The organism is Mycobacterium sp. 360MFTsu5.1, assembly GCF_000383495.1.
Classification (GTDB): domain Bacteria; phylum Actinomycetota; class Actinomycetes; order Mycobacteriales; family Mycobacteriaceae; genus Mycobacterium; species Mycobacterium mucogenicum_B.
Window position 1 is genome coordinate 468,538 of the sequence record NZ_KB911463.1, and the last position, 26,629, is coordinate 495,166.

General features: G+C 64.2%; 26 protein-coding genes. 10 read left to right on the plus strand and 16 right to left on the minus strand.

Translation table 11 applies throughout. The features are described 5' to 3' along the window. The first annotated feature begins 12 nt into the window (after positions 1-12). Positions 13-600 (plus strand): TetR/AcrR family transcriptional regulator, encoded by a 588-nt coding sequence (locus H289_RS0105830; RefSeq protein WP_020099824.1) that lies wholly within the window; start codon positions 13-15, stop codon positions 598-600. 3 nt (positions 601-603) lie between these two features. Here the strand turns inward: H289_RS0105830 and H289_RS0105835 are convergent, their stop codons facing one another. The 7 genes from H289_RS0105835 to H289_RS0105865 form a co-directional block, all read right to left on the minus strand. After that, positions 604-2,205 (minus strand): class I adenylate-forming enzyme family protein, encoded by a 1,602-nt coding sequence (locus H289_RS0105835; RefSeq protein WP_020099825.1) that lies wholly within the window; start codon positions 2,203-2,205, stop codon positions 604-606. Between the two features lie 88 nt (positions 2,206-2,293). Then, on the minus strand, positions 2,294-3,076 hold the full coding sequence (locus tag H289_RS0105840) for an ABC transporter ATP-binding protein (protein ID WP_020099826.1): 783 nt from the start codon (positions 3,074-3,076) through the stop codon (positions 2,294-2,296). Further along, the gene (locus H289_RS0105845) at positions 3,073-4,065 is read right to left on the minus strand and encodes an ABC transporter ATP-binding protein (RefSeq protein ID WP_020099827.1); all 993 of its coding nucleotides are present in this window, start codon (positions 4,063-4,065) and stop codon (positions 3,073-3,075) included. The genes H289_RS0105840 and H289_RS0105845 overlap by 4 nt, the downstream gene beginning before the upstream one ends. Beyond that, the gene (locus tag H289_RS0105850) at positions 4,065-4,835 is read right to left on the minus strand and encodes an ABC transporter permease (protein ID WP_196809988.1); all 771 of its coding nucleotides are present in this window, start codon (positions 4,833-4,835) and stop codon (positions 4,065-4,067) included. The genes H289_RS0105845 and H289_RS0105850 overlap by 1 nt, the downstream gene beginning before the upstream one ends. Positions 4,836-4,918: 83 nt before the next feature. Then, positions 4,919-5,869 (minus strand): ABC transporter permease, encoded by a 951-nt coding sequence (locus H289_RS29860; RefSeq protein WP_196809989.1) that lies wholly within the window; start codon positions 5,867-5,869, stop codon positions 4,919-4,921. After that, complete coding sequence (locus H289_RS0105860) at positions 5,856-7,496, minus strand: ABC transporter substrate-binding protein (RefSeq protein WP_020099830.1); 1,641 nt, start codon at positions 7,494-7,496, stop codon at positions 5,856-5,858. Before H289_RS0105860 ends, H289_RS29860 begins: the two co-directional genes overlap by 14 nt. A gap of 137 nt (positions 7,497-7,633) precedes the next feature. Next, positions 7,634-9,052 (minus strand): amidase, encoded by a 1,419-nt coding sequence (locus H289_RS0105865; RefSeq protein ID WP_029104832.1) that lies wholly within the window; start codon positions 9,050-9,052, stop codon positions 7,634-7,636. 168 nt (positions 9,053-9,220) lie between these two features. Here H289_RS0105865 and H289_RS31730 point away from each other — a divergent pair, with 168 nt between their 5' ends. From H289_RS31730 to H289_RS0105900, 6 genes are all read left to right on the plus strand, one after another. After that, positions 9,221-9,700, plus strand: coding sequence for a hotdog family protein (locus tag H289_RS31730; protein ID WP_020099832.1), 480 nt, complete (start codon positions 9,221-9,223; stop codon positions 9,698-9,700). Continuing rightward, positions 9,700-11,106: an NAD(P)/FAD-dependent oxidoreductase gene (locus H289_RS0105875; protein ID WP_020099833.1), complete on the plus strand. Its 1,407-nt coding sequence runs from the start codon at positions 9,700-9,702 to the stop codon at positions 11,104-11,106. The genes H289_RS31730 and H289_RS0105875 overlap by 1 nt, the downstream gene beginning before the upstream one ends. A gap of 851 nt (positions 11,107-11,957) precedes the next feature. Further along, entirely contained in the window at positions 11,958-12,374 is a 417-nt protein-coding gene (locus tag H289_RS0105885) for a hypothetical protein (RefSeq protein WP_029104833.1), read from the plus strand. 11 nt (positions 12,375-12,385) lie between these two features. Further along, entirely contained in the window at positions 12,386-14,074 is a 1,689-nt protein-coding gene (locus H289_RS29870) for a CocE/NonD family hydrolase (protein ID WP_081633313.1), read from the plus strand. A gap of 7 nt (positions 14,075-14,081) precedes the next feature. After that, positions 14,082-14,390, plus strand: coding sequence for a WhiB family transcriptional regulator (locus H289_RS0105895; protein WP_231387961.1), 309 nt, complete (start codon positions 14,082-14,084; stop codon positions 14,388-14,390). A gap of 16 nt (positions 14,391-14,406) precedes the next feature. After that, positions 14,407-14,772 carry a cupin domain-containing protein gene (locus H289_RS0105900; RefSeq protein ID WP_020099838.1) on the plus strand — a complete coding sequence of 122 codons (366 nt, stop codon included), beginning with the start codon at positions 14,407-14,409 and terminating at the stop codon, positions 14,770-14,772. Between the two features lie 422 nt (positions 14,773-15,194). On the opposite strand, the gene dnaB is transcribed toward H289_RS0105900, so the two are convergent. From dnaB to rpsF, 5 genes are all read right to left on the minus strand, one after another. Continuing rightward, entirely contained in the window at positions 15,195-16,985 is a 1,791-nt protein-coding gene (dnaB, locus tag H289_RS0105905; protein ID WP_020099839.1) for a replicative DNA helicase, read from the minus strand. A gap of 507 nt (positions 16,986-17,492) precedes the next feature. Continuing rightward, complete coding sequence (gene rplI / locus H289_RS0105910; protein WP_020099840.1) at positions 17,493-17,948, minus strand: 50S ribosomal protein L9; 456 nt, start codon at positions 17,946-17,948, stop codon at positions 17,493-17,495. A 15-nt stretch (positions 17,949-17,963) separates the two neighbouring features. Continuing rightward, the gene (gene rpsR / locus H289_RS0105915; RefSeq protein ID WP_020099841.1) at positions 17,964-18,218 is read right to left on the minus strand and encodes a 30S ribosomal protein S18; all 255 of its coding nucleotides are present in this window, start codon (positions 18,216-18,218) and stop codon (positions 17,964-17,966) included. A gap of 47 nt (positions 18,219-18,265) precedes the next feature. Continuing rightward, complete coding sequence (locus H289_RS0105920) at positions 18,266-18,772, minus strand: single-stranded DNA-binding protein (protein WP_020099842.1); 507 nt, start codon at positions 18,770-18,772, stop codon at positions 18,266-18,268. Positions 18,773-18,853: 81 nt separating this feature from the next. Next, positions 18,854-19,144, minus strand: coding sequence for a 30S ribosomal protein S6 (gene rpsF, locus H289_RS0105925; protein ID WP_020099843.1), 291 nt, complete (start codon positions 19,142-19,144; stop codon positions 18,854-18,856). A 193-nt stretch (positions 19,145-19,337) separates the two neighbouring features. Between rpsF and H289_RS33320 the strand changes: the two genes are divergently transcribed. From H289_RS33320 to H289_RS29880, 3 genes are read left to right on the plus strand one after another with little or no spacing between them, the layout of a single operon-like run. Beyond that, positions 19,338-19,985 carry a hypothetical protein gene (locus tag H289_RS33320; RefSeq protein ID WP_020099844.1) on the plus strand — a complete coding sequence of 216 codons (648 nt, stop codon included), beginning with the start codon at positions 19,338-19,340 and terminating at the stop codon, positions 19,983-19,985. Positions 19,986-19,998: 13 nt separating this feature from the next. Further along, positions 19,999-20,694, plus strand: a complete 696-nt coding sequence (locus H289_RS33325) for a hypothetical protein (RefSeq protein ID WP_196809990.1) — start codon at positions 19,999-20,001, stop codon at positions 20,692-20,694. 29 nt (positions 20,695-20,723) lie between these two features. Next, positions 20,724-21,308, plus strand: a complete 585-nt coding sequence (locus tag H289_RS29880) for a hypothetical protein (RefSeq protein WP_020099846.1) — start codon at positions 20,724-20,726, stop codon at positions 21,306-21,308. Between the two features lie 211 nt (positions 21,309-21,519). Here H289_RS29880 and H289_RS0105945 read toward each other — a convergent pair whose 3' ends face one another. The 4 genes from H289_RS0105945 to H289_RS0105960 are packed head-to-tail and all read right to left on the minus strand — an operon-like array spanning position 21,520 to position 26,570. Then, positions 21,520-21,987 (minus strand): SRPBCC family protein, encoded by a 468-nt coding sequence (locus H289_RS0105945; RefSeq protein WP_020099847.1) that lies wholly within the window; start codon positions 21,985-21,987, stop codon positions 21,520-21,522. A 41-nt stretch (positions 21,988-22,028) separates the two neighbouring features. Beyond that, a complete protein-coding gene (locus tag H289_RS0105950) occupies positions 22,029-23,678 on the minus strand; it encodes a glycosyltransferase family 87 protein (protein ID WP_020099848.1) in 1,650 nt (549 codons plus the stop codon). Further along, complete coding sequence (locus tag H289_RS0105955; protein ID WP_196809995.1) at positions 23,675-26,134, minus strand: transglycosylase domain-containing protein; 2,460 nt, start codon at positions 26,132-26,134, stop codon at positions 23,675-23,677. The genes H289_RS0105950 and H289_RS0105955 overlap by 4 nt, the downstream gene beginning before the upstream one ends. A 4-nt stretch (positions 26,135-26,138) precedes the next feature. Then, a complete protein-coding gene (locus H289_RS0105960) occupies positions 26,139-26,570 on the minus strand; it encodes a DUF5318 domain-containing protein (RefSeq protein WP_020099850.1) in 432 nt (143 codons plus the stop codon). Positions 26,571-26,629 lie beyond the last annotated feature (59 nt).

Genomic DNA, 26,629 nt, shown 5'->3' on the forward strand with positions numbered 1-26,629 from the left:
TAACATGGCGTTATGCCAATTTTCGTCGACCACGATGCGCGTCGTGAGGAAATAGTGACCGCGGCGGCGCAAGTCCTGGGTGAGAGTGGATTTGCCAAGTTCAGCCTGCGCGCTGTGGGCCAACGGCTGGGCGGGTCGTCGACTTTGGTGACGCATTATTTTCCCAGTCGCGAATCCTTGCTCGATTCGTTGCTCGAGCGCGCGCTCGCCGACGCCAGGTCCAAGCAGCAGGAGTTGGCTGCGATCGCGGATCCGCATGACCGGCTCGAGGCAGTCATCCAGTACTTCCTGCCGGTCGATGAGGAATCGACAACACTCGAACGGGCGCGCGTCGCAATGGCGAGCCAACGCAACGTCGAGCCGATTGTTGCCAGGAACCTGGACCTGATCGATCCTGGCATGCGTGAGCTCATCCGGACTGCGATATCCGACTTCATTCCGGCGGATCGGATCGACGCGACGGTCGATCTGATTCGCCTCTGGACCGCAGGGGTGGTGCTTACCGCAATCGAGCATCCAGAGACATGGACTGCGCGGCGGCAAACCGAAGCGCTTGGCCAGTTCTTGAAATTGATCGACCTCCCGACGAAAGATTCGTGACACTCACGCAAGGGTGTCGACCACGTCACTGTGCAGCGGGTGCGACTCGCCCTTGAGGGCTGCCTTGTGGATCTTGCCGCTCGGAGTGTAGGGCAGGTCGTCGCGGAACTCTACGTAGCGAGGCACTTTAAAGGGAGCGAGTCCTTCTCGCGCCCAAGCGATTACGTCGCCAGCAGTGACATCGGCGCTGGGCTCGCGCACGACGATGACCTTGACCTCTTCCTCGCGATGAGGATCGGGCACCGACACGGCCGCGACGGCGGCCACGCCGGCGAGTCCTGCGAGGTGTGCCTCGACTTCGGCAGCAGAGATGTTCTCTCCGCTGCGACGGATCATGTCGCGCACGCGTCCCACGTAATAGTGCTGACCGTCGGCTTCCTTGACCCCGATGTCACCGGTGCGGAACCAACCGCCGTCGAGGAACAGCTCTGCGTTTACGTCTGGTCGATTGTGATATCCCAGCATCATCCCTGGCCCGCGGAAACACAGTTCACCAGCGACACCGGGTGGAACTTCATCAAGCTTCTCGTCGATGACCTTTGATTCTCGGTTGGGGAAGCAAAAGCCCATCGAGCCGTTGCCGGCGAGATCATCCCGGTCGTACGGAGTCGCGGTGCCGTTACCGATTTCAGTGCTGGCATAGAGTTCGCGGGCTTTGATCCCGAATCGCTGCTCGATGGGTGCATAAGCAGCGCTCGGCATGGCTGAGACAGGAGCGCGTTTCAATGCGAGCGAACCGTCGCGCGGGTCGGGGGCAAACTCGAGCAAATCTTCGTCAATCCAGGCGAAGTCGATGCGGTAATCGTGCAGCCAACCCATGAACTTGCGACGGCTCAGCCCCGGGGTGATGTACAGCGCTGCGCCCTTGGTCATCGCGGTCGCGAGGTAGGCCTGGTTCTGCATGTAGTAGAAGGGGTGGTCGGCCAGCAAGCGCATCGCCTCGTTGTCGAGCGCTGCACCAAAGATGCCCAACTCAATCCAGTATTCGTGAGTCAGGAGGCAGCCCTTCGGCAGACCCGTTGTGCCCGAAGTGAATTGGATGTTCACGACGTCCAACGGCTTGTTCATCGTGCGGCGCGCCGTGATCGGTGTGTCCAGCAGCTGGTCGTAGTTCAACACTGCATGCTGACTGCCGCCGACTGCGATGACACGTTCGACCGGGACGGGGCCCACCCTCCCGTCGACGACGTGGGCATCAATCAGGTCGTGGGTACCGATTAGCCACGTCGCATCTGCATCGCCCAGCACGAAGTCGATCTCGCGGCGGGTGTACTTGGGATTGAGTGGAACGATCGCCGCTCCGGCTTCGGCGGTGGCCAGCCACGCGATGGGGAACTCCAGCCGGTTGGCCATGAGCACACCGACCTTTTCTCCCGGCATGACACCCGCGGCCTCCAGTCCGGAGCGCAGTGCACTGACGTTGGCGCGCAGCTCAATCCAGGTCAGCGATCGCTGCAGCCCCTCGACTTCACGAAGTGCCAAATTGTGCGGCCAGGTCGCGGCGGCCGCCTCGAGAGCATCGGGCAGCGTCTTTCCCCGTAGCGCCTGCTGGTGCGCAGTCAGGTCGACGCCAAAAGTCTCGGTCACGGGCAGTGGTCCCTTCATTTAAGTCACGTGTAATGTGTGCTGCGTTGTATAACGATGTGGCCATATCGAGGTCCTGCCGTCTAGACGCGATTGGCATCGCACGGGATCAGGCGGTGCGGCGGCGCGGTGTCCAGCCAGGTCGCGGGACGGCATCCACCAGGGCTCGGGTGTAGTCCTCTTGCGGGGAGTCGAGAATGTCAGCGGTGCGACCGGCTTCTACGACGCGTCCATGCCGCAGGACGACGCACGTCTCGCTGATCTGGCGAACGACGCCGAGGTCATGGGATACGAACAGATAACTGATCGACGTCTGCTCCCTGATGTCGGCCAACAGGTTGAGCACCTGGGCCTGCACACTGACGTCCAGTGCCGAGACCGCCTCGTCGAGGATCAGCAGACGCGGATCGAGCGCCAGCGCGCGCGCGATGGCGACCCTCTGACGTTGCCCTCCGGACAGGGACTCGGGGTATTGCTTGCCATGACGCTCGTCGAGTCCGACGGCCTCCAGCAGTTCGGTAACGCGCTCCTGTCGATAGGACTTGCGCCGTATTCCGTGTAACCGCAGCAGTTCCCGCAAACCTGAGCCGATCGATTGCCTCGGATCCAGTGAGCCGTACGGGTCCTGAAAGACCATTTGCACGCCGCGACTCTTGCGTGACTGGTCCGCAATCTCGACCGTCCCGGCGGTCGCGGTTTCCAACCCGGCGACGATCCGCGCGGCTGTGGTCTTGCCCGAGCCGGACTCGCCCACCACCGCCAAGCAGGCACCCCGTTCGATGGTGAAGCTCACGTCGCTCAGGGCGACGCGTTCGCCTCCGGCGCGGCTGTGGAACGTCTTGCACAAGTCGCGGACCTCGAGCACGGATTCGCGCCCGGAACGGGCGGTCATGATGCGAAAACCTGTAACTGATCCATGATTTCCTCTACCCGGTGGCAGGCGACGGTCCGGCCGCGCACTTCCCGACGCAACGGAGCGTCCGATCGACAACGGTCAACAGCGAACGGGCACCGCGGTGCGAACGAGCAGCCTTGGCCGGCTTCGAATGCCGCTACTGGTCGGCCTGGGATCGCTGTGAGACGACGCACCTGGGTGGTCGACGGGCGGGACTGCAACAACCCGGCCGTATAGGGGTGCATCGGATGAGCGCAGATCTCTACCGAGGCACCGGTTTCGACGATCGATCCGGCGTACATGACCGCCAGACGGTCGGTCACGGCAGCGGCCAGATCGAGGTCGTGGGTGACGAACACCATCGCGACCTGCCGATCCCGTATCTGCTCGAGAAGGATTGCCATCACATCGGATTGCACCGTCACGTCCAGGGCGGTCGTCGGCTCGTCGGCGAAGATCAAACTCGGCGAGGGAAGCAACGCCGCGACGATCATCACCCGCTGCAGCAGTCCGCCCGAGAGTTGATGCGGGAACTGGCGCAGCCGCCGATCCGCATCGGAGATGCCTACGTCGCGCATCAGGGTGCAAGCTCGCTCGGTAGCTTCTTCTTTCGTCATCAGCCCGGTGTGTACGGGACCCTCGGTGATGAACTGGCCAATCGTGCGAGTGGGATTGATGTGTGCGCGCGGATCCTGGTGGATGAGCGCGACGTCTCGTGACCGATACCTCGTGAGATCACGGCGGTTGAGCCGCAACACATCGCGCCCGTCGAACTCGATGCCGCCGTGTGTGGTCGAGTTCTTCGGCAGCAACCGCATCGCGGCCTTGATCGTCAGCGACTTGCCGGAGCCGGATTCACCCACCAAGCCGAGCGATTCGGCGGCATCGACATCCAATGTGACATCGCGCACCAGTGTTCGGTCCGAACCTCGATACCGGACAAGGACTTTCAGATCCTGGATGCTGAAAAGCGAATCGTAACTCATCAACGCCCTCCTGATCGGCTCGACAGTTGTGCGCCGAGAACGTTGAACACGATGACGGTGACGATGATCAGCGTGCCGGCGACCAGACTCTGCAGCATCGCGCCGTCGAGAAGCTCCGAGCGACCGTCGGAAACCATGACACCCCACTCGGATTCAGGCGGCTGAATGCCCAATCCGATGAACGACACCGCAGCGAAGTCTGCCAACGCTGATCCGAAGCCGTAGGTCGCCTGCGCGACAACAAGCGGCATCACGTTCGGCCCAAGGTGGCGCAGACAGATCCGCCACGAGGACATGTCGGCAAGTTGCAGGCTTTCCACATATCCACACTGACGCTCCCGGATCGCGACGCTGCGCACCACCCGGGCCATATATGGCGTGTACACGATGCCCAGCGCGAGCACTGGCGCCCAGAAGCCTGCTCCGAACACCGCCGAAGCGAGCACAGCGACGAGAATGCCTGGCACGGAGAACATCACGTTGAGGACCCGATTTCCCATGCGGTCGACCCATCCGCCATGCCATGCACTGAAGATCGCCAGCGCGGTGCCGAGGACGGCACTGGTCACCACGATGAGCGCGGGCGCGGTCAGGCTTAGCCGGGCTCCGGTGAGCGCCCGCGACAGAATGTCGCGGCCCAGCGAGTCTGTGCCCAACAGGTGTTGGCTGCTCATGCTTTGTCGAGTCGCTAGCACGTCGGTGGCGTCGGGGTCATATGGCGCGATCCATGGCCCGATCACCGCGAGCAGGACCAACAGGCCGGCAAGCACTGAGGAGCCGATCAGTGCTTGCTGACCCATGATGGCGAACCGCCGCCGGGACGCCTCGACGGCCCCTGACCAGGTGATCGCGGTCATCCGGCTGTGGCCCTTTCGCGCGGATCGAGTGCCACCTGAACCAAGTCGATCGCGGTGGTGATCACCACGAAAACCAGCACGATGATCATGCTGACGGCGATCACGACCGGATAGTCCTTGCTCGAAATGCTGCGCACGAGAAGGGCTCCGATGCCGTCGACCGCGAAAGCGTCCTCGACGATGACCGTCCCCGCGACAAGGCCGGCGACCGCCAGCCCTGATGCGGTCAGCACCGGCAGCGCTGCGTTGCGCAGCGTATGGTGGCGCAGGACGATCGCCGGCGGGACTCCCCTGCCGCGTGAAGTGATGACGTACTCCTTCTCGGCCTCCTCCGCGACGGCGGCCGACGTCAATTGGGTCACGTAAGCGCCGTAGCCGACCGACAGCGCGAGGGATGGCAGGGCGAGGTGCCAGATGCTGTCAAGCAGTCCGTTACCGCTGCCAAAGGTCGGAAACCAGCCGAGCTTTACAGCGAACAATCCGACAAGCGCGTTCGCGGCAACGAAACTCGGCACCGCGATGCCTAAGGCCACCATAGCGGCGATCACACCTCGACCGCGCGTGCTGATACCGCCAACAGTGCCCAATCCGATACCGATCACGACGGTCAGCACCGATGCCATCACCACGAGCAGCAGCGTGGTCATCAATCGCGGCTCGATAAGGTTGACGACGTCCTGACGCGCGATGAGCGACGTACCGAACTCGCCGCGCACCGCTCCGGTCAGCCAGTGCCAGTACCGCACCAGCAATGGGTCGTTGAGGCCGAGGTCCTCGCGCATCTGCGCGCGAGCTTGATCGGTTGCCTTTCCGCCGAGGATCTGGGCTACGGGATCACCGGGTGCCGCCGCGAGCCCGGCGAAGATGACGAAGGAGGCGACCAGGACCGTCGCAACGGCGCCAGAAACCGTTGCGAGAACCCGTCGCGTTATCTCATTGTGTCGCACCGATATACGCCATCTGCGGCATCGACCAGTACGCGAAGGACGTCGGGGCACCGGTGAGCTTGTTGTTGATGAAGCTCGTCTCGTGAACCGATACCAGCGCGATGATGCCGGTCACTGGCTCGAATATCTTCTGCGCCTGCACGATCAGCTCTGCACTCTTCTTCGGATCGAACGTGGAGTGGGCCTCGTCGAGTAGTTTGATCACTGCGGGGTCGTCGTAGTCGATGTAGTTGAATGCCTGGCCCGGACGCAGGCTGAAATCCAGCAGCTCGAGCGGGTTCCGCCGGGCGTTGAAGTTCGTGGTGTACATCAGATCGACGCCCTGGCGTTTTGTGACGTCGTAGCCCGCCTGGTCGAAGACCAGCGGCTGCATGGTTTGTATTTCGACCGTGACGCCAATCGCTTTGGCCTGCTGCTGAAACAGCTGCGCCACGCGCGACGCGACCCGATCCCCGCTTGATATGGCGAGCACTAGAGGGCGACCGTCATAGGTCGACGCCGACACGAGATTCTTCGCTGCGTCCAGGTCATACGAGCGGGCAGCTGCGAACTTGTCGTAATCCGGCTGATAGATGGGGCGTTCGCCGCCCGGCCATGTGTCCGGCGTCAGCTGGGTGTATGTGGGTTCAGCGGACCCGTTGAACACGACCTTGCTCAGCGCATCGCGATCGATCACGCGCTGGAATGCATCTCGTAGCTTCTGGTCCTTGAGGGGCCCATCCGGACGCGCGACATACACCGACGCACTTTGCGTCGACGGACCGAATACAACGCGTCCGGACTTCGAGCTCGACAACTTGCTCAGTGTTGAGACGGGAAGCTCGTATGCGCCGTCGATCTCGCCCGCCTCGAGGGCCTGCGCCAATGCCGTGTCGTCGGAGACGAACGTGAAGTCGACCTGCTTGGTTTTGGGCTTCAACTCCGGATTCCAGTAGGCGTCGTTGCGTTCGATAGTAATTCCGCTACCCGCGCGCCAGTTCGTAAATTTGTACGGACCGGTACACATCAGCCCACCGGTCGAAGTGCCCACCTGGTCGCCCGCCTTCTCGGCCCAGCTCTTCTCGATGACCACACCGGACAGGGTTGCCAGGTTGTCGAGGAACGCCGAGTCTGGCTGCTTGAAGGTCACGGTGACCTCCATCGGGCCCGTCGCCGTGATGTCGTTGACGGACAGGAAGGCCGAGTTGATCTGAGAGTCGTCGGCCGCGGAGCGTTTGAGGCTGTAGACAACGTCCTCGGCGGTTAACGGATTACCGTCCCAGAACTTCACGCCCTCACGGATCGTCAGCTTCAACTCGGTGGGTGAGACCTGCTTGTAGGACGAAGCCAAATTCTCGGACGCCTTGAACTCGGGGTCCATTTTGAACAGCGCCTCGCACATGTTGCGAACGATCTGACCCGAGCCATAAGTTACGGCGTTTCGTGGATCGAGAGTGTCCGGCTCGCTCCCGACGTTCCACGTGACCTTGTCGACGTCGCCCTTTGCCGCGGGCAAGGACGACACGAGCTTCGAGGCGTCGACCGGCGACGACGTGGAGTTGTTGGCGCCTCCGCAGCCGGCAATCAGGCCGCCAACGATCAGCGCTGCCGAGACAGCGACCCCTCGCGATCGCCAGGATTGATACATGCTTTCTCCTTCAGGAGTGAGGGGCAGCCGAGTGTGACTCAGCCAACATCGTGATGTAACGGATAAGATATAACAGGTCGTATATAACGCGCAACGTTGGTCGGAGCCCCGGTTGGACAGCGCATAATCAGCCGTCATCAGAGGTCCGGGTGCCGGGTGTGCCACCCGGTGGCGCGCTGATACCGCGCCGCAACCGAGATCACCTCGGCGTCCGCCCACAGGCGACCGATGAACTGCAGCCCGATCGGCAGACCCTCTGACGTGAATCCGCCGGGCACACTGATCGCTGGCAACCCGGCATGACTCGGTGGTTCGGTCATGAGGTGGATCAGCATTCCCAGATGCTCCTCACCGTGACCCTCAAAGAGGCGCGTTGGACCCCTGTCGCCACCATGCGGAAATGCCGGAACTGCGGTCGTGGGCGAGACCAATACGTCAGCACCGTTCATCGCCGCACGGAATGCGTTGTATATCGCGGTCTTTCCCTGCCGGAACGCGTCGCTGACTTCGCGGCCGGTCACACCGTTGGCGCGCGTGGCCATCTCAACGATGGCGGGCCAGAGTTCAACCCCTTGGGTCAGCAACTCTTCGACGTAGACCTGGTATTCGTAACCATTGATACGGTCGAAGAAGGTGGTGGTGTCAGGCAGGTCGATTGTCGTTTCGTGGACCATCGCACCCGCGGCGCGCAGGTCATCGAGTGCCTCGGTGAATAGTCGGCGCACCTCAGCATCAAGTACCTTTTGGCCCAGGTCATAACACGCAGCGATCCGGACTCCGGATAGATCGCCAGGGGTCAGAGCCGCCTCGATGTAGTTCGTGGATTCGCGCGGTACCGAGAATCGGTCGCCCGGATGGTGGCCAACGGTAGCGTCGAACACCATCGCGGCGTCCAGCACTGTACGGGCGATCGGCCCATCGGTTCCGTCGCCGTCGACGCTGTCGAGCGTGGGTATGCGCCCCACTGACGGCTTGATGCCCACGGCCCCGCATAGCGACGCCGGCACCCGGATCGAACCTCCGCCATCAGAACCCCAGGCGATCGGCCCGACGCCGGCGACGACGGCCGCGGCCGCGCCCCCGCTTGAACCGCCGGCGTTGTAGCCCGGGCGCCACGGCGTGCTGGTGGATCCGGTCAGCTTGCTCTCGGTCACTCCGAGGAGACCGAATTCCGGCGTGGTGGTCTTCCCGAGAAGAATGACGCCCTGCTCTTTCAACCGGGCCCATCCGACGGCGTCGAAGTCCGGGACATTGTCGGCGTGCGCGGTGCAGCCATAGGTTGTGCGCACACCCGCCGTCTCGGCGAGATCCTTGACCGTCATAGGCACGCCGTATAGCGGGGGAAGCTCGTCGCCGGCCTTGAACCGCTTCTCGGCTTCCTCGGCGTCGATGCGCGCCTGCGCCGCCGTGGTGGTGACCATGATGTTGAGGATCGGGTCGACGTGCCCCATCCGGTCCAAGACGGCGTCGACCACTTCGACCGGGGACACCTCGCCGCTGCGATACAGCGCTCCCAGCTCGGCGGCGCTCTGCCAGTAGAGATGCTCGTCAGTCACTGCGTTCTCCCAATGCGTACTGGTCTTGAGGATGTATGACACTCGTTGTGTAACGTAACACATATCTCTGCGTCGCACAGTAGTTCCAATTATGTATCATGCCTGTTGTGTAACGGCCGTCATATTTAATCGCGATGGCCCTGACCGGGTTTAGGACTGGGAGAAAACATGATGAGCGAGAACAGTTTTGACGACCTTCCCGCCACGGTCGGCCACATCATCGAAGGTGCCCCCTTCGTCTTGGGCGAGGACGAGCATCGAGCCTTCGAGAAGGCCACCTGGCTCGACAAGGCCTACCCCGCGGAGTTGCCTGAATTCCCGTCAACGCTCGTCGAGGGTTTCCTGCTGCTCAGCATGGTTGACGCGGCGGCGCGACTGGCATCGCCCACCGACGCCGACATCATGTGGGGCCTGAATTACGGACTTGACCGAGTCCGATTCATCCGACCGGTCCACTTCGGGCAGAAAGTCCTCTCGACCTTCGAAACGCTCGTCGTGGAACCAAAAGACAAGGGTTACAAGATACTTCGCCGATGTGTGTTCACCGCCGAAGGCGACGACAGCGCCGCGATGATCGCTGATTGGTGGACGTTCGCGCTACCGCGCGGCACCGTCGAACGCGCCCGCCGTGAATCGCGCGAACTGTGATGCCCCATCAAACGGCGTACGAACGCCACGCACCCGATCCGCGACTCGTACAACGCTCGCTCAAGGACACACGACGATCGGTGTTCTGGCTCGAAGATGCCGATGCGTCTCCCTACCCTCAATTGACCGCCGGGACCAAGGCCGACCTCACCATCGTGGGCGGCGGCTATCTGGGCCTGTGGACCGCCGTTCACGCTAAGCGCCGCAACCCGGGCCTGCGGGTCGTCCTCCTCGAGGCGCAAACGGTCGGCTGGGCCGCGTCAGGCCGAAACGGCGGCTTCTGCGACGCATCCCTAACCCACGGTGACGAGAACGGCCGCACGCGGTGGCCCGCCGAGTTCGACACGCTTCAACAGATGGGGCGTGAGAATCTCGATGGGTTCGAAAGGGACATCGTTGATCTGGGCCTCGACTGCCAATGGGAACGAACCGGCCAGCTGACCGTGGCGGTCGAGGAGCACCAATTGGCGTGGCTTCGCGGCGCTGCACATGAACTCGACAGGGGCGCGGTCCAAGCCGAGATCAACAGTCCGCTTTTCCTCGGCGGCGCGTACGAGCCCGACAGGTGCGCACTCGTGCACCCGGCACGCCTCACAGCTGAGCTCGCCCGCGTCGCAACCGATCTCGGCGTGGAGATCTTCGAGAACTCTGCGGTCGCGGAACTGAGGTCGACGCCTACGGGCCCAGTCACCGTGCACACCGACCGCGCAGCTGTCGAATCCGACCGGGTCGTGCTGGCTACCAACGTGTTTCGCTCACTGCTGCGCCGCAACAGGCTGATGACGGTCCCCGTGTACGACTACGTTCTGATGACCGAACCCCTCAGCAACCAGCACATGGATTCGATCCGCTGGGCCGGCCGGCAAGGTCTCACCGACCTCGCGAACCAGTTCCACTACAGCCGGCTCACTCAAGACAACCGAATCCTCTACGGCGGCTACGACGCCGTGTATCACGCGGGCGGGAACCTCAACGAGCGCTACGAGGAACGGCCTGAGACGTTCACGACCCTCGCCGCACATTTCTTTGCCACTTTTCCACAACTGGACGACGTTCGATTCACCCACCGATGGGCAGGCGCGATCGACACGTGCACCCGATTCGCGGCGTTCTACGGCCTCGCGCGACAGGGAAAAGTGGTCTACGCGGCGGGTTTCACGGGCCTCGGAGTCGGTGCCGCGCGATTCGCCGCAGAAGTCCTTCTCGACCTGCTCTCCGGCCAGACAACCGCGCGCACGCGCCTGCAGATGACGGCCAAGCGACCGATGCCGTTCCCGCCCGAGCCACTGGCGAGCATCGGGATCAACCTAACCCGCTGGTCTCTGGAGCGGGCCGATCACCGGCAGGGTCGACGAAACGCTCTTCTGCGGCTGCTCGACGCGGTGGGCCTAGGCTTCGATTCCTGACGGTCACCCACCACTGAGCTGACACTGGCCGCAAGGGCTTTCGGCCCAGCTATTGCCGACGTCACACATTCGGTTTAAAGTAACACTCGTTATAGAACGTCGGTTACATGACCTTTCAAGGCCCGTGGCCTGGCATCAGCAGCGCATACCGGCGGTCGATCGCGCACATGGCATGTCCATGACGTCCGTGCAATGGCGAGCTCCGCATGTCGCGGGCGCGCGCAATGAAGGAGTGCAGTGGTGAGTGAATCAACGTTAGGCCGCCTTCTTTGCGACGCAAAGACCCTCTCAGCAGGGCTCGGCATCGGCGTCCTGGTCACGATGGGCGCGCTGACCCTCTCAAACCAGACCAGTTCGGTTAGCTCAGAGAGTTGGCGGGCAGATACTTCTGTCACGTTCATTCCGGTGACCCGTACACGGTCTTCGGCCACACCGCAGTACATCACTGACCCCTGCGACTGGGCCACCTGGCACGTGCAAGTGCACCACGACTACTGCTAGTTGACCTTCCCCGTGCCGATGAGGCGTCGCCATGTGGAAAGCGTGCTGTCGCAACGACAACCGCCGCATACCGCGGACATTCGACGAAGGAGAGAAGTGATGGATGACGTTGGCTTCGGTCGTTTTCGCGCCCGGGCGAAGGACCTCTCGGCAGCGCTCGGCGGCGGCGTCCTGATCATGATGGGCGCGCTAACCCTTACGTACCAACCTAGTTCGGTCGGTGCGAACTCTGGCCTGGCGTCGCGAGACACTCGTATCACGGTGACGTCGCCATCGATGGTGCCCTCCTTCGCCCCAACGCAGACTGCGTCGATCTGCGACAACGCGTCTCCCCACGCATGGGCTGGCGAATGCGGGTGAGAAACGTCATCGTTATTGGCGCCGTCAAGACTGTGGCAGTTTCGATGTCGATGTTCGGAGGCGGGGTGGCTGCAGCGGATGACTACGCCAATCAGACCTACGCGGATGCGTCCGCGGCGGCAGGCGATGCGGGTCAGACCGTGATCATCGCCACCCGCACTGGCGACAAGCTCGCCCAGAACGACTGCATTGTCACCAGTTCACAGCCGGCGCCCTTCGTGCACGCAGAGGTACATGTCACGAAACTGTTGTTCAACCTCAACTGCAACGGCGGCTACGCGACTGCCACGAATCCGGGTGCCTCGCTGCAGAGTTCGGCGGGCCGCGAAGCCAAAGCTGCTGCGGATGAAGCCGCCGCAGCTAAGGAACAGCAGCTTGTCGAAGCCAGCACCCCGGCGCGTAACTGAAAGGAAAAGCGATGGCTTTCAAGATCATTGAAACCCTGGTCCCCGCCCCGGTGGCAAAAGGGGCAACCGAAGAAATGGTCCTAATGCGCGACGGGATCGCCCTTGCCACCGACATTTACCTGCCCGAAGGTGCGACCAAGCATTCGGCAATATTGGTCCGGACCCCGTACGACAAATCGAGCCGGTACACCGCACTGAAGTATGAGGCGGACTACTACTGTGCACGCGGCTACGCCGTCGTCGCGCAGGACGTTCGCGGCAAATTCCGCTCAGAAGGTCAAACAGTGCCGTACGCGTTCGACGTTGCCGATGGTTATGACACCGTCGAGTGGATCGCCCAGCAGCCATGGTCCAACGGCAATGTCGGTGTCACCGGAGGCTCCTACTATGGGTTCACCGCCTGGGCTGCGGTCGCAAGCGGGCATCCGGCGATCAAAGCGGCGGTACCACAAGTGACCGGCATCGAAATGGGTGACGGACACATCGGCGGGCGATGGCATCTCGATGTGCCGTCGTTGATTTCGCTCAACGACCTTCTTCAGATCTGGACCGACAACAAAGGGTATCTCGCGGAAATCGATTGGTCTGCTGGCATCGAGAAGGTGTTCGAGGCCGCGCGCGATGCGGTTGGCGAGTGCGTCTCAGCGGATGAAAAGTCTCAACGTGCCGCAGCTGAGGACTGGTACAACCCGTATGGCGCCCGACACCCTTATCACACGACGCAAATCCCGATCCTGCACTGGCAGAACTGGTATGACCCAGGGCTTGCTCCTTCGGGAATGAAGGACTGGCGCTATTTTCGGTCACTGGCCGGGCATCGCAACCTTCACTATCTGCACGTAGGGTCTGCAGATCACGCTGGCTTCAAACTCGAGAATGTCGGCAAAGGTGACGAATTCAACCCATACATCGACGAACGTGCACTCGCCGAGAAGATCGAGGCTGAGTGCGGCGAAGTCGCCGACTTCTTCGACGAACACCTCAATGGGGTGGTGCCTTGCAAGCCGCGTCCTCGTGCGCGGTGGCATGCCGGCAACGTCGGATGGCAGACGTCGGAAGAATATCCGCCCCCGAGCACTCCAGTGACGTTCTACCTTGCGCACACTGACGAGCAGATCGGGGCGCTGAGTCGCGTAGCGCCAACCACATCGGCCCGTGCGACGTGGAAGCATGATCCAGACCACCCGGTGCCGTCGACGACCGAGATCGAAGAAGTGTGGTATCTGCTCGCCGCATACCCCGACGAACGCGAGATCGCGGAACGGCGAGATGTGCTGACGTTTCGAAGCGAGCCTCTTGCCGAGCCGGTTGACTTCGCCGGCCGCCCAGTTCTGACGGTGAGCGTCGAGTTCTCATCACCATCGACTCATCTCTTCGCGAAGCTCCAAGATGTCCATCCCGACGGAACCACCCGCCCGATCTCCTGGGGCCGCGTCGTTCTGACCAAGGCGATCGGCGGCACAGTCCGATTGGCATTGGACGACAACGCATATCGGCTCGCCGAGGGGCACAGCCTTCAGTTGCAGATCCAGTCCAGCGATTTTCCGTATTACGCAGTTCACCCAGGCACTGACGAGTGCCCGTGGTTCGCAACTAGGCGAGTCATCAGCGAGCACAGCATCGCCATCGGCGGCATCGCAGGTGCGCACCTCGAGCTGCCGACCGTCTCCTTCAGCAACGCGGCCGGTTTGTTCCGTTGATGGCGTCATGACAAGTCGACTGACGGTGCCCGGCTGGCTACGGCCACGCAATCTGCCCGCGAAATCGAAGATGGACATGAGCTGGCAGCTGGATGCCAACTGCCGCGATCACCCGACCGCGCTGTTCTTTCCCGACGACGAGAGAGGCCAACGTCTCACTCGACGCGAGCAGCAGGCCAAACAGATCTGTGCGCAATGCCCCGTGATGCCCACGTGCCGCCAGTACGCGCTGACAGCACCCGAACCCTTCGGTATTTGGGGAGCGACCACCGCACAAGAACGATTGCGCATGCTGGCAGACGACACCGCGCGATAGACCAGGAAACCATGTGATGACCCAGTTGGTGCCCAACACCGCCATAGCAGCCGGGACGCTGCATCTCGAACCGTCCGACGTCTCCGAAGATCAGACCGTCAGCGGGCGCCCCCAGACCAGATCCACCGTGCTGGGCAGCATCGGCGGTGTCGAGGTTGGGGTATGGGAGATGACCGCCGGCAGTATGTGCGACATCGAATCCGAAGAGATCTTCATCGTCCTATCTGGAAGTGCTGTCGTAGAATTCGACGACAGCAGCAAACCATTGCATCTCGCAGCCGGCGACGTCGCCCGACTGAAAGCCGGCACGGAAACTGTCTGGACAGTCTCCGAACCCCTGCGAAAGGTCTATCTGACCTCGCAGGCAACCACGGCATCATGATCGGCTGGATATCGACCCCATGGTCGGCGTGTGAGCGGGCGATCACCTCGTCCACAGCGCGGCGGTCGTGAAAGGTTTTATAGGCCGACCAGAGCGCGACCACCGCCGCGGGCGCCAATCGCCGCACGAGTTCTGTCACCAGTCCGAGCGTCGACGCGACCGCCGAGTAGTCCAGCACCAGGAATGGCACAGTATGGATTCGGCCGAACGACGCGAGACCATCTAGTGACTTCTCATGGTCGCGCAAAGCCAGATCTGGCGGCAAAACCTGACTGCACATCAATCGGTGCACATCGATACGAGTAGCGCGCCAAATCCGTTGAAAATAAGGTCAACAGCCAACTGCAGTTGGCTCGCATCTTTGTTTAACAAGCAATGCGTATTTCTCAATCTGCCCTGCATCGCGACACCAGCCGCTGAAACTACCGCGCCATATTCGTAAACCGCGAGAAGTGCAGCTGGTGTGCCACAGTGATATTCGCGGTCGGACCGTTACGGTGCTTGCCCAGGATGATGTCGGCTTCACCACCACGCGGGTCGTCGCGGTCGATGGAGTCCGGGCGGTGCAGCAGCATGACCATGTCGGCGTCCTGCTCCAGCGATCCCGACTCACGCAGGTCCGACACCTGCGGGCGCTTGTCGGTGCGCTGTTCGGGACCACGGTTCAGCTGGCTGATGGCAACCACGGGAACCTCGAGTTCCTTGGCCATCAGCTTCAGCGACCGCGAGAACTCCGAGACTTCCTGCTGCCGGGACTCGAACTTCTTACCCGAGGTCATCAGCTGCATGTAGTCCACGACGATCAGTCGCAGGTTGGCCTTCTGGTGCAGACGACGGGCCTTGGCCCGGATCTCCATCATGGTCAGGTTCGGTGAGTCGTCGATGTACAGCGGCGCCTCGGAGATCTCGCTCATCCGGCGGGCCAGCTTGGTCCAGTCGTCGTCGCTCATACGGCCCGAGCGCATGTCACCGAGCTTGATCTTGGCTTCGGCCGAGAGCAGTCGCATGACGATCTCGGTCTTGCTCATTTCCAGCGAGAAGATGACGCTGGCCTGCTGGTGCTTGATCGAGCAGGACCGCATGAAGTCCAGACCGATCGTCGAGTTGTGCGTGGGCACCATCGACCGCCCGGCCAGGTAGAGGTGGGCGGGATTGTCGACCTCGACGCAGCGCACCGGCACTGAATCCACCCGGCGCACATCGGTGATCGTCACGGGCCGGGTGAGCACCGCCAGCCCACCGGCGGTCAGCGCCGGCTCGAGGCGGTCAGCGCCGGGCCGCAGAGTCGCGGTGGTGACGATGCCGCGGCCGGTCGGCCACTGGTGCGACGCGTCGGCCACGATGGTGGTGCCGTCGGACAGGTCGATCTCGTAGCAGGGCCGCTCCTCCATGACTGGAGTCGCGGCGACCACGCGGGTGGGCCGGCCGTTGGCGTCGATCAGCTCGTCGCCCACCGAGACGTCACCCATGGTGGTCCAGCCGCCGGGCGTGGGCAGCGGCGTGTCGAGCGCCAGCGCCTTACCGACACCGGGGCGCGCGGCCACGATGATCATCTGGCCCGGATGCAGACCGTTGGTGATCTCGTCGAGCTCGGTGAAGCCGGTCGGGATGCCGCGCGAGATACCGCCCTGAGACGCGATGGCGTCGATCTCGTCCATGGTGGGCTGCAGCAGCTCCTCCAGGACCGTGAAGTCCTCGCTGCTACGGGTCTGCGTGACGTCGTAGATCTCGGCCTGCGCACGGTCCACCAGATCGGCCACATCAGCGCCTTCAGTGCCCGCGTAGCCGTACTGCACGACGCGCGTGCCGGCCTCGACGAGGCGGCGCAGCGTGGCCTTCTCCGCCACGATGCCGGCGTAGAAGCCGGCGTTGGCGGCGGTGGGCACGGTGGAGATCAGGGTGTGCAGGTACGGCGCGCCACCGATGCGCTTGAGCAGCCCGCGGCGATCGAGCTCCGCGGCGACCGTGACGGCGTCAGCGGGCTCCCCGCGGCCGTACAGGTCGAGGATCGCGTCGTAGATGTTCTGGTGCGCAGGGCGGTAGAAGTCGCCGGGCCGCAGGCGCTCCAGGACGTCGGCGACCGCGTCCTTGGACAGCAACATGCCACCCAGGACGGACTGCTCGGCAGCCATGTCCTGCGGCGGTTGACGGCCGAAATCCTCGCTGGGCGGCTCCTCCATGTCGGAACGACCCAGGTCGTCAGCGACAGCCACGAAGCGCTCCTCCTCCCCGAAATCGATATGAAACGTATGTTCGAACGAGCTACTTGTGACCGTACTTCACCCCGCCGACAGACCGGGCCCGCGAGCCCGTGCACCTGACGCGCGACGCATCACGTTAGGCGTTGCTGGAGCCTCCCGAAACCACCCCTGTTGATAACCCTGGGGATGAAATGTGGAAAGACGTGGACAACGATGTTGACGGGTTGGGGAGAACTTGTGGAATACTCCCGGGTAAATTCCCAACCTTGCAGGTCAAGGGCCTATATATCGCCTGTGAGCCTGTGTATGAGAATTGGTGCGGCGTGTCGTGCCGGGTAGCCATCTCGGGCGTGTTGTGTTGCGTACGCGTGGCGGAATAGGGCCGCGTAGGTTAACAGCCGGCGTAGATCACTGTTTGCAGATTGGCTGAAAATATTCGCCCGCTGTCAACAGAAAACGCCCGGGCGAAGTCAAAGATTGACTCCACCCGGGCGTTCTGCTGTTTGAGCTATCGCGTGCCTATCCGGCGATGACAGCCAGCGACACCGGCACGTTGACCGACGGGTGCAGACGCACCGCGATCTTGTGGGTGCCGACCGACTTGATGTGCGTCTTGGGCAGCTCGACGGTGCGCTTGTCGAGGTTCGGGCCACCGGCCTTCTTGATCGCGGCGACGACGTCGCCCGCGGTCACGGAACCGAACAGCTTGCCGCTGTCGGCACCGGCCTTGACAGCCAGCGACACGGGGCCGAGGGCCTCGATCGCCTGCTTCAGCTCGTTGGCGTGGTCCAGGTCGCGAACCGTCTTGGCGTCGCGCGCGCGACGGATCTCGTTGGCCTGACGCTCGGCACCACGGGTGGCCACGATGGCCAGGCCGCGGGGCAGCAGGTAGTTACGGCCGTAGCCGTCGCGAACCTCAACGGTGTCGCCGGCCGAACCCAGGTGGTCGACCTCAGTGGTCAGAATGAGCTTCATGTTTCTCAGTCCTCCCTATCGAGTCGACGAGCTGAACGGGAGCAACGCAACCTCGCGGGCGTTCTTCACGGCGATGGCGATGTCGCGCTGGTGCTGCACGCAGTTACCGGTGACGCGACGGGCACGGATCTTGCCGCGCTCGCTGATGTAGGTCCGGAGCAGTCCGGTGTCCTTGTAATCGATGGTCTGCGCCTTCTTGGAGCAGAACACGCACTTGCGGGTCTTGACCGGCTTTTCCGGCGCCGGACGCCGCTTGGTGGCCTTGGCCATGTCTTTCTCTTTCTGGGTCTAGCTGGTTGCCCAGCCAATTACGTGGATCAGAAGGGCGGCTCGTCGTCGGCGCCGCCGAACGAACCCGATGCCGGGGCGCTGCCCCACGGGTCGTCGGCCGGAGCGCCGCCACCAGCGGACTGACGGGAACCCCCGCCGCCGCCGAAGCCGCCACCGCCGCCGCCACTGCGGTTGGCCTTGTTCACCTTCGCCGTCGCGTACCGCAGGGACGGGCCGATCTCGTCGACCTCGACCTCCATCACGGTGCGCTTCTCACCCTCGCGGGTCTCGAACGAGCGCTGCTTCAGCCGGCCGGTCACGATGACACGCGACCCCCGGGTCAGGCTCTCGGCGACGTTCTCGGCCGCCTCGCGCCAGATGTTGCAGCGGAGGAACAGCGCCTCCCCGTCCTTCCACTCATTGCTCTGCCGGTCGAACATCCGCGGCGTCGAGGCCACGGTGAAGTTCGCAACAGCAGCACCGGACGGCGTGAAACGCAGCTCCGGGTCAGCGGTCAGGTTTCCGATAACGGTGATGGTGGTGTCACCAGCCACGAGATCCTCCTGGGACGGATTGGGTGAATTAGGCGCGAGCCTACGCAAGGCCCGCGACAAATCCGCAGAGCTTCGGTGCTTCTAGTGCTTGTCGGTCCGCAGGACCTTGGTACGCAACACCGACTCGTTCAGGTTCAGCTGACGGTCGAGCTCGTTGACCGTGGCCGGTTCGGCCTTCAGGTCGACAACCGCGTAGATGCCTTCACCGTGCTTGGCGATCTCGTAAGCCAGCCGGCGACGGCCCCAGATGTCCACCTTTTCGACGCTGCCGCCGTCTTTGCGGACGACGTTCAGGAACGTCTCCAGCGACGGAGCTACGGTGCGCTCGTCAAGTGTGGGGTCGAGAATGACCATGATTTCGTATGGACGCATGTGGAACCCATCACCTCCTATGGTCGTATCGGCCACGGCGTGTTCCGTGGCAGGAGGGTCGCCTGCGTCGGCAACCGGGTTAGGTTACCCGAAGAGCCCCTGAGCTGCGAAATCGGCACCCAGAAGAGGCGTCCTGACGGAGGCGTCAAGATCGCTAGGCTGGGTGGACGATCATTGTCGGCGAGGGGGACGCATGACGTATCCGCAGGGGCCGTACGGCCAGGGGTATCCGGGGCAGCCCGGCTACCCGCAGCAGCCGGGTTATCCACCGGGTTATCCGCCCCAGCCCGCCTACCAGCAGGGATACCCGCAGACAGGTGGGTATCCGGGTGCGTATCCGGGCGGTTTTTCGCCCGCACCCCTGCCGCCCGCGTCGACTGGCGGGATCGGTGGAGTCATCGCGGGCGTGCTGGCGATCATGGGCGGACTGCTGCATGGCTGCCTCGGCGCCATGGCCTTGGTGGAGTCCCTCACGAAAGAACCGGGCCCCTTCGCCACGCGATCTCCGGCACACGTCGGCCACCTGTTCCTTGGGATCTCGGTCGTCGGCGGTCTGCTCATCCTGGCCGGGGGCTTCATGCTGCTGTCGCGCAAGCCGGCCAGTCGCTGGCTCATCGGCATTGGATGTGTGCCCATCTTCGCGTTCGGACTGGGAGCCTTCCTGGGCGCAAATGCGGACGGGGATAGCGCCGTAGGGGCGGTGATCACCCTCCCGATCGTGATCTTCTCAGTGACGACCGTGGTGTTGACTTTCCTGCCCTCGACCGGCCGATGGATACGCGCCAAGCGGAATCTCTTTGCGCCACAGCCGTATCCGTACTATCCGCCGCCTCAGGGCTGAGCGAGGGGGACGCATGACGTATCCGCAGGGGCCCTATGGCCAGGGTTTTCCCGGGCAACCCGGGTACCCGCAGCAGCCGGGTTATCCACAGGGTCAGGGTTTTCCCGGGCAACCCGGGTACCCGCAGCAACCGGGTTATCCACAGGGTCAGGGTTATCCGCCCCAGCCCGTCTACCAGCAGGGATACCCGCCGCCGGTTGGTTATCCGGGCGGGTACCCGCCGATGCCACCGGCTTCACCGAATGGTGGCACAGCGATCGGTGCGGCAGTCCTGTCGATCCTGGGCGGCCTTGCGAACGGCGGCATGGCGCTAGCCGGTTTCTCCGCGATCGCCCGGATCAGAAGTGAGTCCGCCGCTTCCTTCCCCGGCGGGACGTACGCACTCGCAATCATCTTCATCGGGTCGGGCTTGGTCGCCGCCATGTTGCTCATCGTGGGCGCGGCGATGTTGTTCATGCGGAAGATGCCCAGTCGCTGGCTCATCACCGCCGGATGCGTACTGGTCATCGGCGGGACCGTGATCAGCTACGGGTTGCATAACGCCATCTCGGAGTACGAGGGTGGCCCCCGACTTGGTTTCCTGGGCCTGCTCTTCCCGATCCTGACGATCGTGTTGGCCCTGCGACCATCGACAGTGGCATGGATTCGGGCCAAGCAAAATCCCGTTGCGCCGCAGTATTTTCCGCAGTACCCGCCGTACCAGGGCTGAGTGGACCAACCCGGCGCGAGAGGGAAAACATGACGTACCCGCAGTACCCGCAGCCAGGCGCCTACCCCGCCCCGCCGACGACACCGGCCCAGCCGAGCGGCGGCACGGCGATCACCGCCGGCGTGCTGGCGGCGCTGGGCGGATTGCTCAGCCTCGGCGTCACCGCCGTCTCGCTGTTCTTTCTGATCGTCATCGCGTCGATCGGCAGCAACTTCGACCGTTCCGATCTCGAACTCCTCGACAGCATCTTCGGCTTCCTTGCCATCGGAATGGTCGCCACGGTGATCATCGGGCTCGTGCTCGGCATGGTGCTTAGCGCATTGCTCATCGCCGGCGCGGTGCTGCTCTTTCGCCGCAAGATGCTCGGCCGGTGGCTCGTGGTCAGTGGATGTGCGGTGGCCATCGTGAGCAACCTGATGACCTTCGTCTTCACCACCGCCGTGACGTCGGGCGACTGGACCTCACCCGAAAGTGCCGTCAGCGCCTTTGTCGGCCTGGCATTCCCGATCGCCACGATGGTTCTGGTGCTGCTGCCGTCAACCACCGCGTGGATACAGGCGGAGCGGGTTGCGCCACCGTATTTTCCGCAATATGCGTCGCCGTATCAGGGGTAAGCCGGGCCAGCCCTCCCCGACATGTTCGATCCCGGGCCGTCAACTTTCATTGACCGTCAAGGCAAGTTGACGGCTCCAGATCGAAGTTGCCAAGGGAGAGAGCCAGCGGACGCGGCGAACGTGCAGCCAGCGCGCCGCACCGGCGACTTGCGCAGTCTGTGCGCACGCTCGCGGCGGCGGCAGCGGCGTGCGGCAGCGGCCGCGAAAGAACCTAGGCCTCGGCGCTCTTCTTGATCGCGGCCAGTGTCACCGGGATGCCTTCCTTCGCGTACTTCGTGCGGAGCGCGATCTGCGCCTCGGCGTCGTCGCCCCAACGCCCGTGGAAGCCCTCGATACCGGCCGGCAGGAACTCCCACGACTGCGTCAGTCGGGTGCTGCCGCCGTCGACGGGATCGAGCGTGAAGCCCCAGCGCACCCAGCCGCCGTTGACCTCCCAGAAGAACTCGCGGCCGGGCTCGGCGACGACCACCTGGCTGCGGGTCTCCCAGGTCCGATCGGCGGTTTCGTTGCGGCCCTTGAACCAGGCGCCGGCCACCGGGCCGCCGTCCTCGTCCTCCCACCAGCACTCTTTGCACTGCGGGCTCCACTTACCCATGTTGGTCACGTCGGAGACCAGGGCGTAGAGCGTCTCGGGATCGGCGTCGACGACGACGGAATCAGAAAAGGTCAGATCGGTCACGCCTCCGACCCTGCCACCGCGCGCGACGGAACGCAGCTCATTTATGCCGTGGGCGCGAGCTCCGGTTCGGGGTCCGGATCGGGCTCGGCGACGGCGATCGGGCGGGGCCGCAACCGGGCGGGCAACCAGCGCGGCGGGTTGTCGTCGGCCTCGTCGAACACGCCGCCCGACGGATCGTCCACGCGGCCACCCCAGCGGACCAGATCCACCTCGGGTCGGTAGATGGCCCGAATCACCAACGCGCACAGGCCGATCACCGCGATATCGCGCAGCAGCACGGTCGTGGTGAAGAACTGTTCGGGTAGTCCGAGCTTGGGGTCGCCGTACAGGTACAGCATCCGCGGAATCCAGATCAGCGCATCGATGGTCATCCAGGCCAACAGGATTCGGCGATGCGGCAGCGCCAGGGCGGCCAGCGGCACCAGCCACAGCGAGTACTGCGGGCTCCACACCTTGTTGGTCAGCAGGAACGCCGCGACGACCAGGAACGCCAGCTGCGCCAGCCGCGGCCGCTGCGGCGCCGTCCACGCGACGTAAGCGATTGCCGCGCAGCACAAGACGAACAGCACCGCGGTGACGGTGTTGAGTACCGTCGGCGGTTCCCAGAATCCGAGGTTGGTGTCGAAACCGCCCCAGCCGGTGAAGGACTTCACGACGTTGTAGAGCGAGTCCATGTCGTCGCCGCGGCGGGTGTTGAGCCGGAAGAACTCCGACCACCCACGCGGGAACATCACCATGATCGGCAGGTTCACCGCGATCCACGTGACGAGCGCGGTGATCGCGGTCTTGGCCACCGGCCGCCACTTGCCGGTCCGCACCGCGAGCATCGCCAGCGGGATCAGCAGCAGCAACGGATACAACTTCAGGGCCACGCCGACCCCGATGAGCACGCCGGCCACCACGGGTTTTCGGCGCGACCAGGCCAGCATGGCGCCGGCCGCACAGGCCGTCGCGAGGGCGTCGAAGTTGGTGAATGCCTGGAAGATCAGGATCGGCGACCCGGCCACCACCGCGGCGTCCCACGGCCGCCGCCCGGACATGAGCATGGTCGCCCAGACGGTGGCCATCCAGGCCAGCGCGAGCCCGAACGCCGAGATGTTGAAGAACATGATCACCTCGGCGACCACCGGCATCCGGACCAGCTTGGACAGCGCCGTGTACGTCTTGGCCACCGACATGGACGCGTACTGGTACATGCCGGTCAGCACCGGATACTCCATGTAGCGAATCGCCCGGGTGCCGTCGTACTGGACGCGCGGCTTCTGCGCGCTGTCGGTTTCGATCCAGCTCGACTTGTATGGGAACTTGCCCAGGTTCAGCAGCTCCGCGGTGTACAGCGGCACGGTGTCCGAGTAGCAGAACTCGTAGTAGGCGCGCTGGTTCTGCCAGTTGGCGACACGCTGATCGGCGGTGCCTGTGCCCGTCGTCACCAGGCACGGCGCCTTGGTGGTGTAGCCCAGCCCGAGGAACACCAGCGCGATGATCAGCAGCACCCGGAACGGAGTGAGGAACGGTGCCCGCCCGATCATCGCGTGCCGGCCCACCGGCCCGCCCACGACACCGGACAGCGCCGCACCCATGACGTCGGTCCGGCTGGGCAGGTCGCGATCGTCGGCGCTGCGCAGGTCCCGGGCGAGCCGGGCCGGCGAGACCGTCGGGACGCCGGACTCGTCTGGTTCGTCGACCGTCACGGCGGCGGCGGGGGGCCAGGCTGGTTCGGGTCACCACCACCCGGAGGCGGCACATCCTGGTGCGGGGCAACCTGCATGGTGGTCGGCGGGCCGAACGGAATCGTGATGCCCGGCGCCACGACGAGCGTCGGCTGGACCACCGTCTCGGTCGGTGCGCCCGGCGGCGGACCCTGCTGATCATCCGGCGCCGGCGGCTTGACCACCGGCGGCGCCTGCGGCACGCCCGCGTACCCGCCGATGGCGGTCGGCTTGGGGAACGACTCGTTGTCGGTGCCCTTCAGCGCACCGTCCATCGTCGACTTCCAGATGTCCGACGGCAGGCCCGAGCCGTACACCGGTCCGCCGCCCTTGTTCACCAGCGGCTGCGTCCCGGCCGTCGTACCGACCCACACCGCGGTGGACAGCGACGGCGTGTAGCCGACCATCCACGCGTCGCGGTTGGCGCCGGTGTCGCCCAGCTGCACCGTGCCGGTCTTGGCCGCGGACGGCCGGCCGCCGGCCAGGTTGTGGCCGCGTGAGTATCCGGCGATGGGCTGCATCGCCGAGGTCACATTGTCGGCGACGGCCTTCGGAATCCGTTGCTCACCCGAGTTGTCCTGGGACGCCGCGTCGAACAGCACCTGCCCGTCGCCGTTGACGACCTTCTGCACGAAGTGCGGCTTGTGGTACTCGCCGGACGCCGCCAGCGTCGCGTACGCGGACGCCATGTCCAGCGCACGGCTCTGGTACTGGCCCAACACGACACCGTTGTTGGGCGGGCCGCCCTTGCCGTCCTCGGACAGCGTGTGCTCGACGCCCGGGAAGCTGTCGGCGACACCGGCCTTGTGCGCGGCGTCCGCGACGTCCTGCGCGCCGTGCTTGAGCTTGAGCATCAACCGGTAGTAGCTGGTGTTCAGCGACCGCTTGAGCGCCTCGGCGATGCTGCAGGTACCGCAGCCCTCACCTTCGACGTTGGTGATGTTGATGCCGTTGACCGTCACCGGCGAGCTGTCGACCTGGTACCCCAGCCCGATCCCCTGCTCCAGCGCCGCGACCAACGCGAAGACCTTGAACGACGAACCCGTCGGCAGACCGGCCTGCGCGAAGTCGAAGCCGTTGGCGTCGGAGCCGCCGTAATACGCCTTGATGCCACCGGTGTGCGGGTCGACCGACACCACCGCGGCTCGCATGTCGTCGGCCTGGCCGTCCAGATATTTCGACACCGCGTCCTCGGCCGCCGACTGCGCCTTCGGGTCGATGGTCGTGGTGACCTGCAGCCCCTCGGTGTTCAGCGCCTGCTCGTTGATGTTGAAGATGCTCTGCAGCTCCTTCATCACCTGCCGCTGGATCAATCCGTTGGGACCCTCGGTCTGGTTCTGCTGCCGGGCCTGCTCAGGCGGGACGGTGGCCGGGAACTTCTGCTGTGCGCGGTCCTCCTTGGACAGCGCGCCCATGGTCACCATGCCGTCGAGCACCCAGTTCCAGCGCTCGGCGGCGCCCTCCGGGTCGACGGCCGGGTCCAGGGTCGACGGCCGCTGGATCAGTGCTGCGAGCAGCGCCCCCTCGGCCACGTCGAGCTGCTCGACGGGTTTGCCGAAGTACGCCTTCGACGCCGCGCCGATGCCGTAGGTGCCGCGGCCGAAATAGATGATGTTCAGGTACGCCTGCAGCACTTCGTCTTTCGACCACTGCCGCGACATCTTGGTGGCGATCACCAGTTCCTTGGCCTTGCGGACCAAGCCACCCACGCCGGAGCGGGCGTCACCGACCAACGCGTTCTTCACGTACTGCTGCGTGATGGTCGACCCGCCCTGCAGGTCGCCGCCGAAGATGTTGTTCTTGAACGCCCGCGCGAAGCCGGAGAACGAGAAGCCCGGGTTGGTGTAGAAGTCCCGGTCCTCGGCGGCCATCACCGCGTTGCGGACGTGCACCGGGATCTGGTCGATGTTGACGTCGACCCGGTTGCCTTCCGGCGGCACGAACTTCGCGAGCTCGGTGCCGTCGCTGGCCAGGATGGTCGACACCTGGTTGGTGCGGATGTCGCCCGGCTTGGGGATGTCGACGATGAGGTACGCCATCGCGAACGTGACGATCGGCAGCACCAGCAGCACCACGGCGCCCGCGTAACAGAACCGGCGGAACACCTTCCAGTTCCACTTGAACTGCGGCAACTGTGGACCGCCGGACTTGCCGCCACCGGTCCGCGGGGGTGGTGGCGGCGGCGACTTCGGCGGCGGGTTCATGCCCGCGCTCGCGCTCATCGGGGGCTGGCCCGGCCGCTTGGTGCCGTCGAGCGCGGCCTTCACGGCGTCGATCGGATCGCGCAGCCGCGGATCGTCGGCCTTACCGACCGGCGGCAGGATCATCGTGCGCCGGTCATCCGGCGGCACGGGTCCCGGGCGTCCTTGCGGTGCGCCGGCGCCCGGTCCTCTGGTCGCGTCCTTGTCCGATCGGCTGTGGCGCCCAGCCCCGCCCACTCCGTCACTCACTGGCGGTGCGCGCTTTCGAGCGCGCCGCACGGGTGCCGCGAGGCTTCGCCGCCTTCGGGGGACTCGGCGTCCCTAATACATATGACTTGACCAAATGATTCCAACTGCAAGTGCGGCATACCTCCACCACGTGAACCGCGAATTCGTCGAACTTGGCGGCCAGCAGGACGAGCTCCTCGGTGCTGCGGGCCGAACCCGACACCGCTCCGAGATGATCACCGAACACCCACGACACCAATGTCAGTGGTTCCTTCCGGCAGATCGGGCACATCACCGAACTGGTACGACCATGAAATTTTGCTGCGCGCAGCAGGTAGGGGTTGGCATCACAAACCTCGGTGACGCCGGTGCGCCCCGAATAGACCTCGGCCAGCAGCGACCTGCGCCGGAGCGCATAGTCGACCACCTGCCGCTGCAATCGCACGTTGACCAGAGTACGTCGGGCACCTGAACGCCGATGCGTGATGGCACGCATGTAGCCGG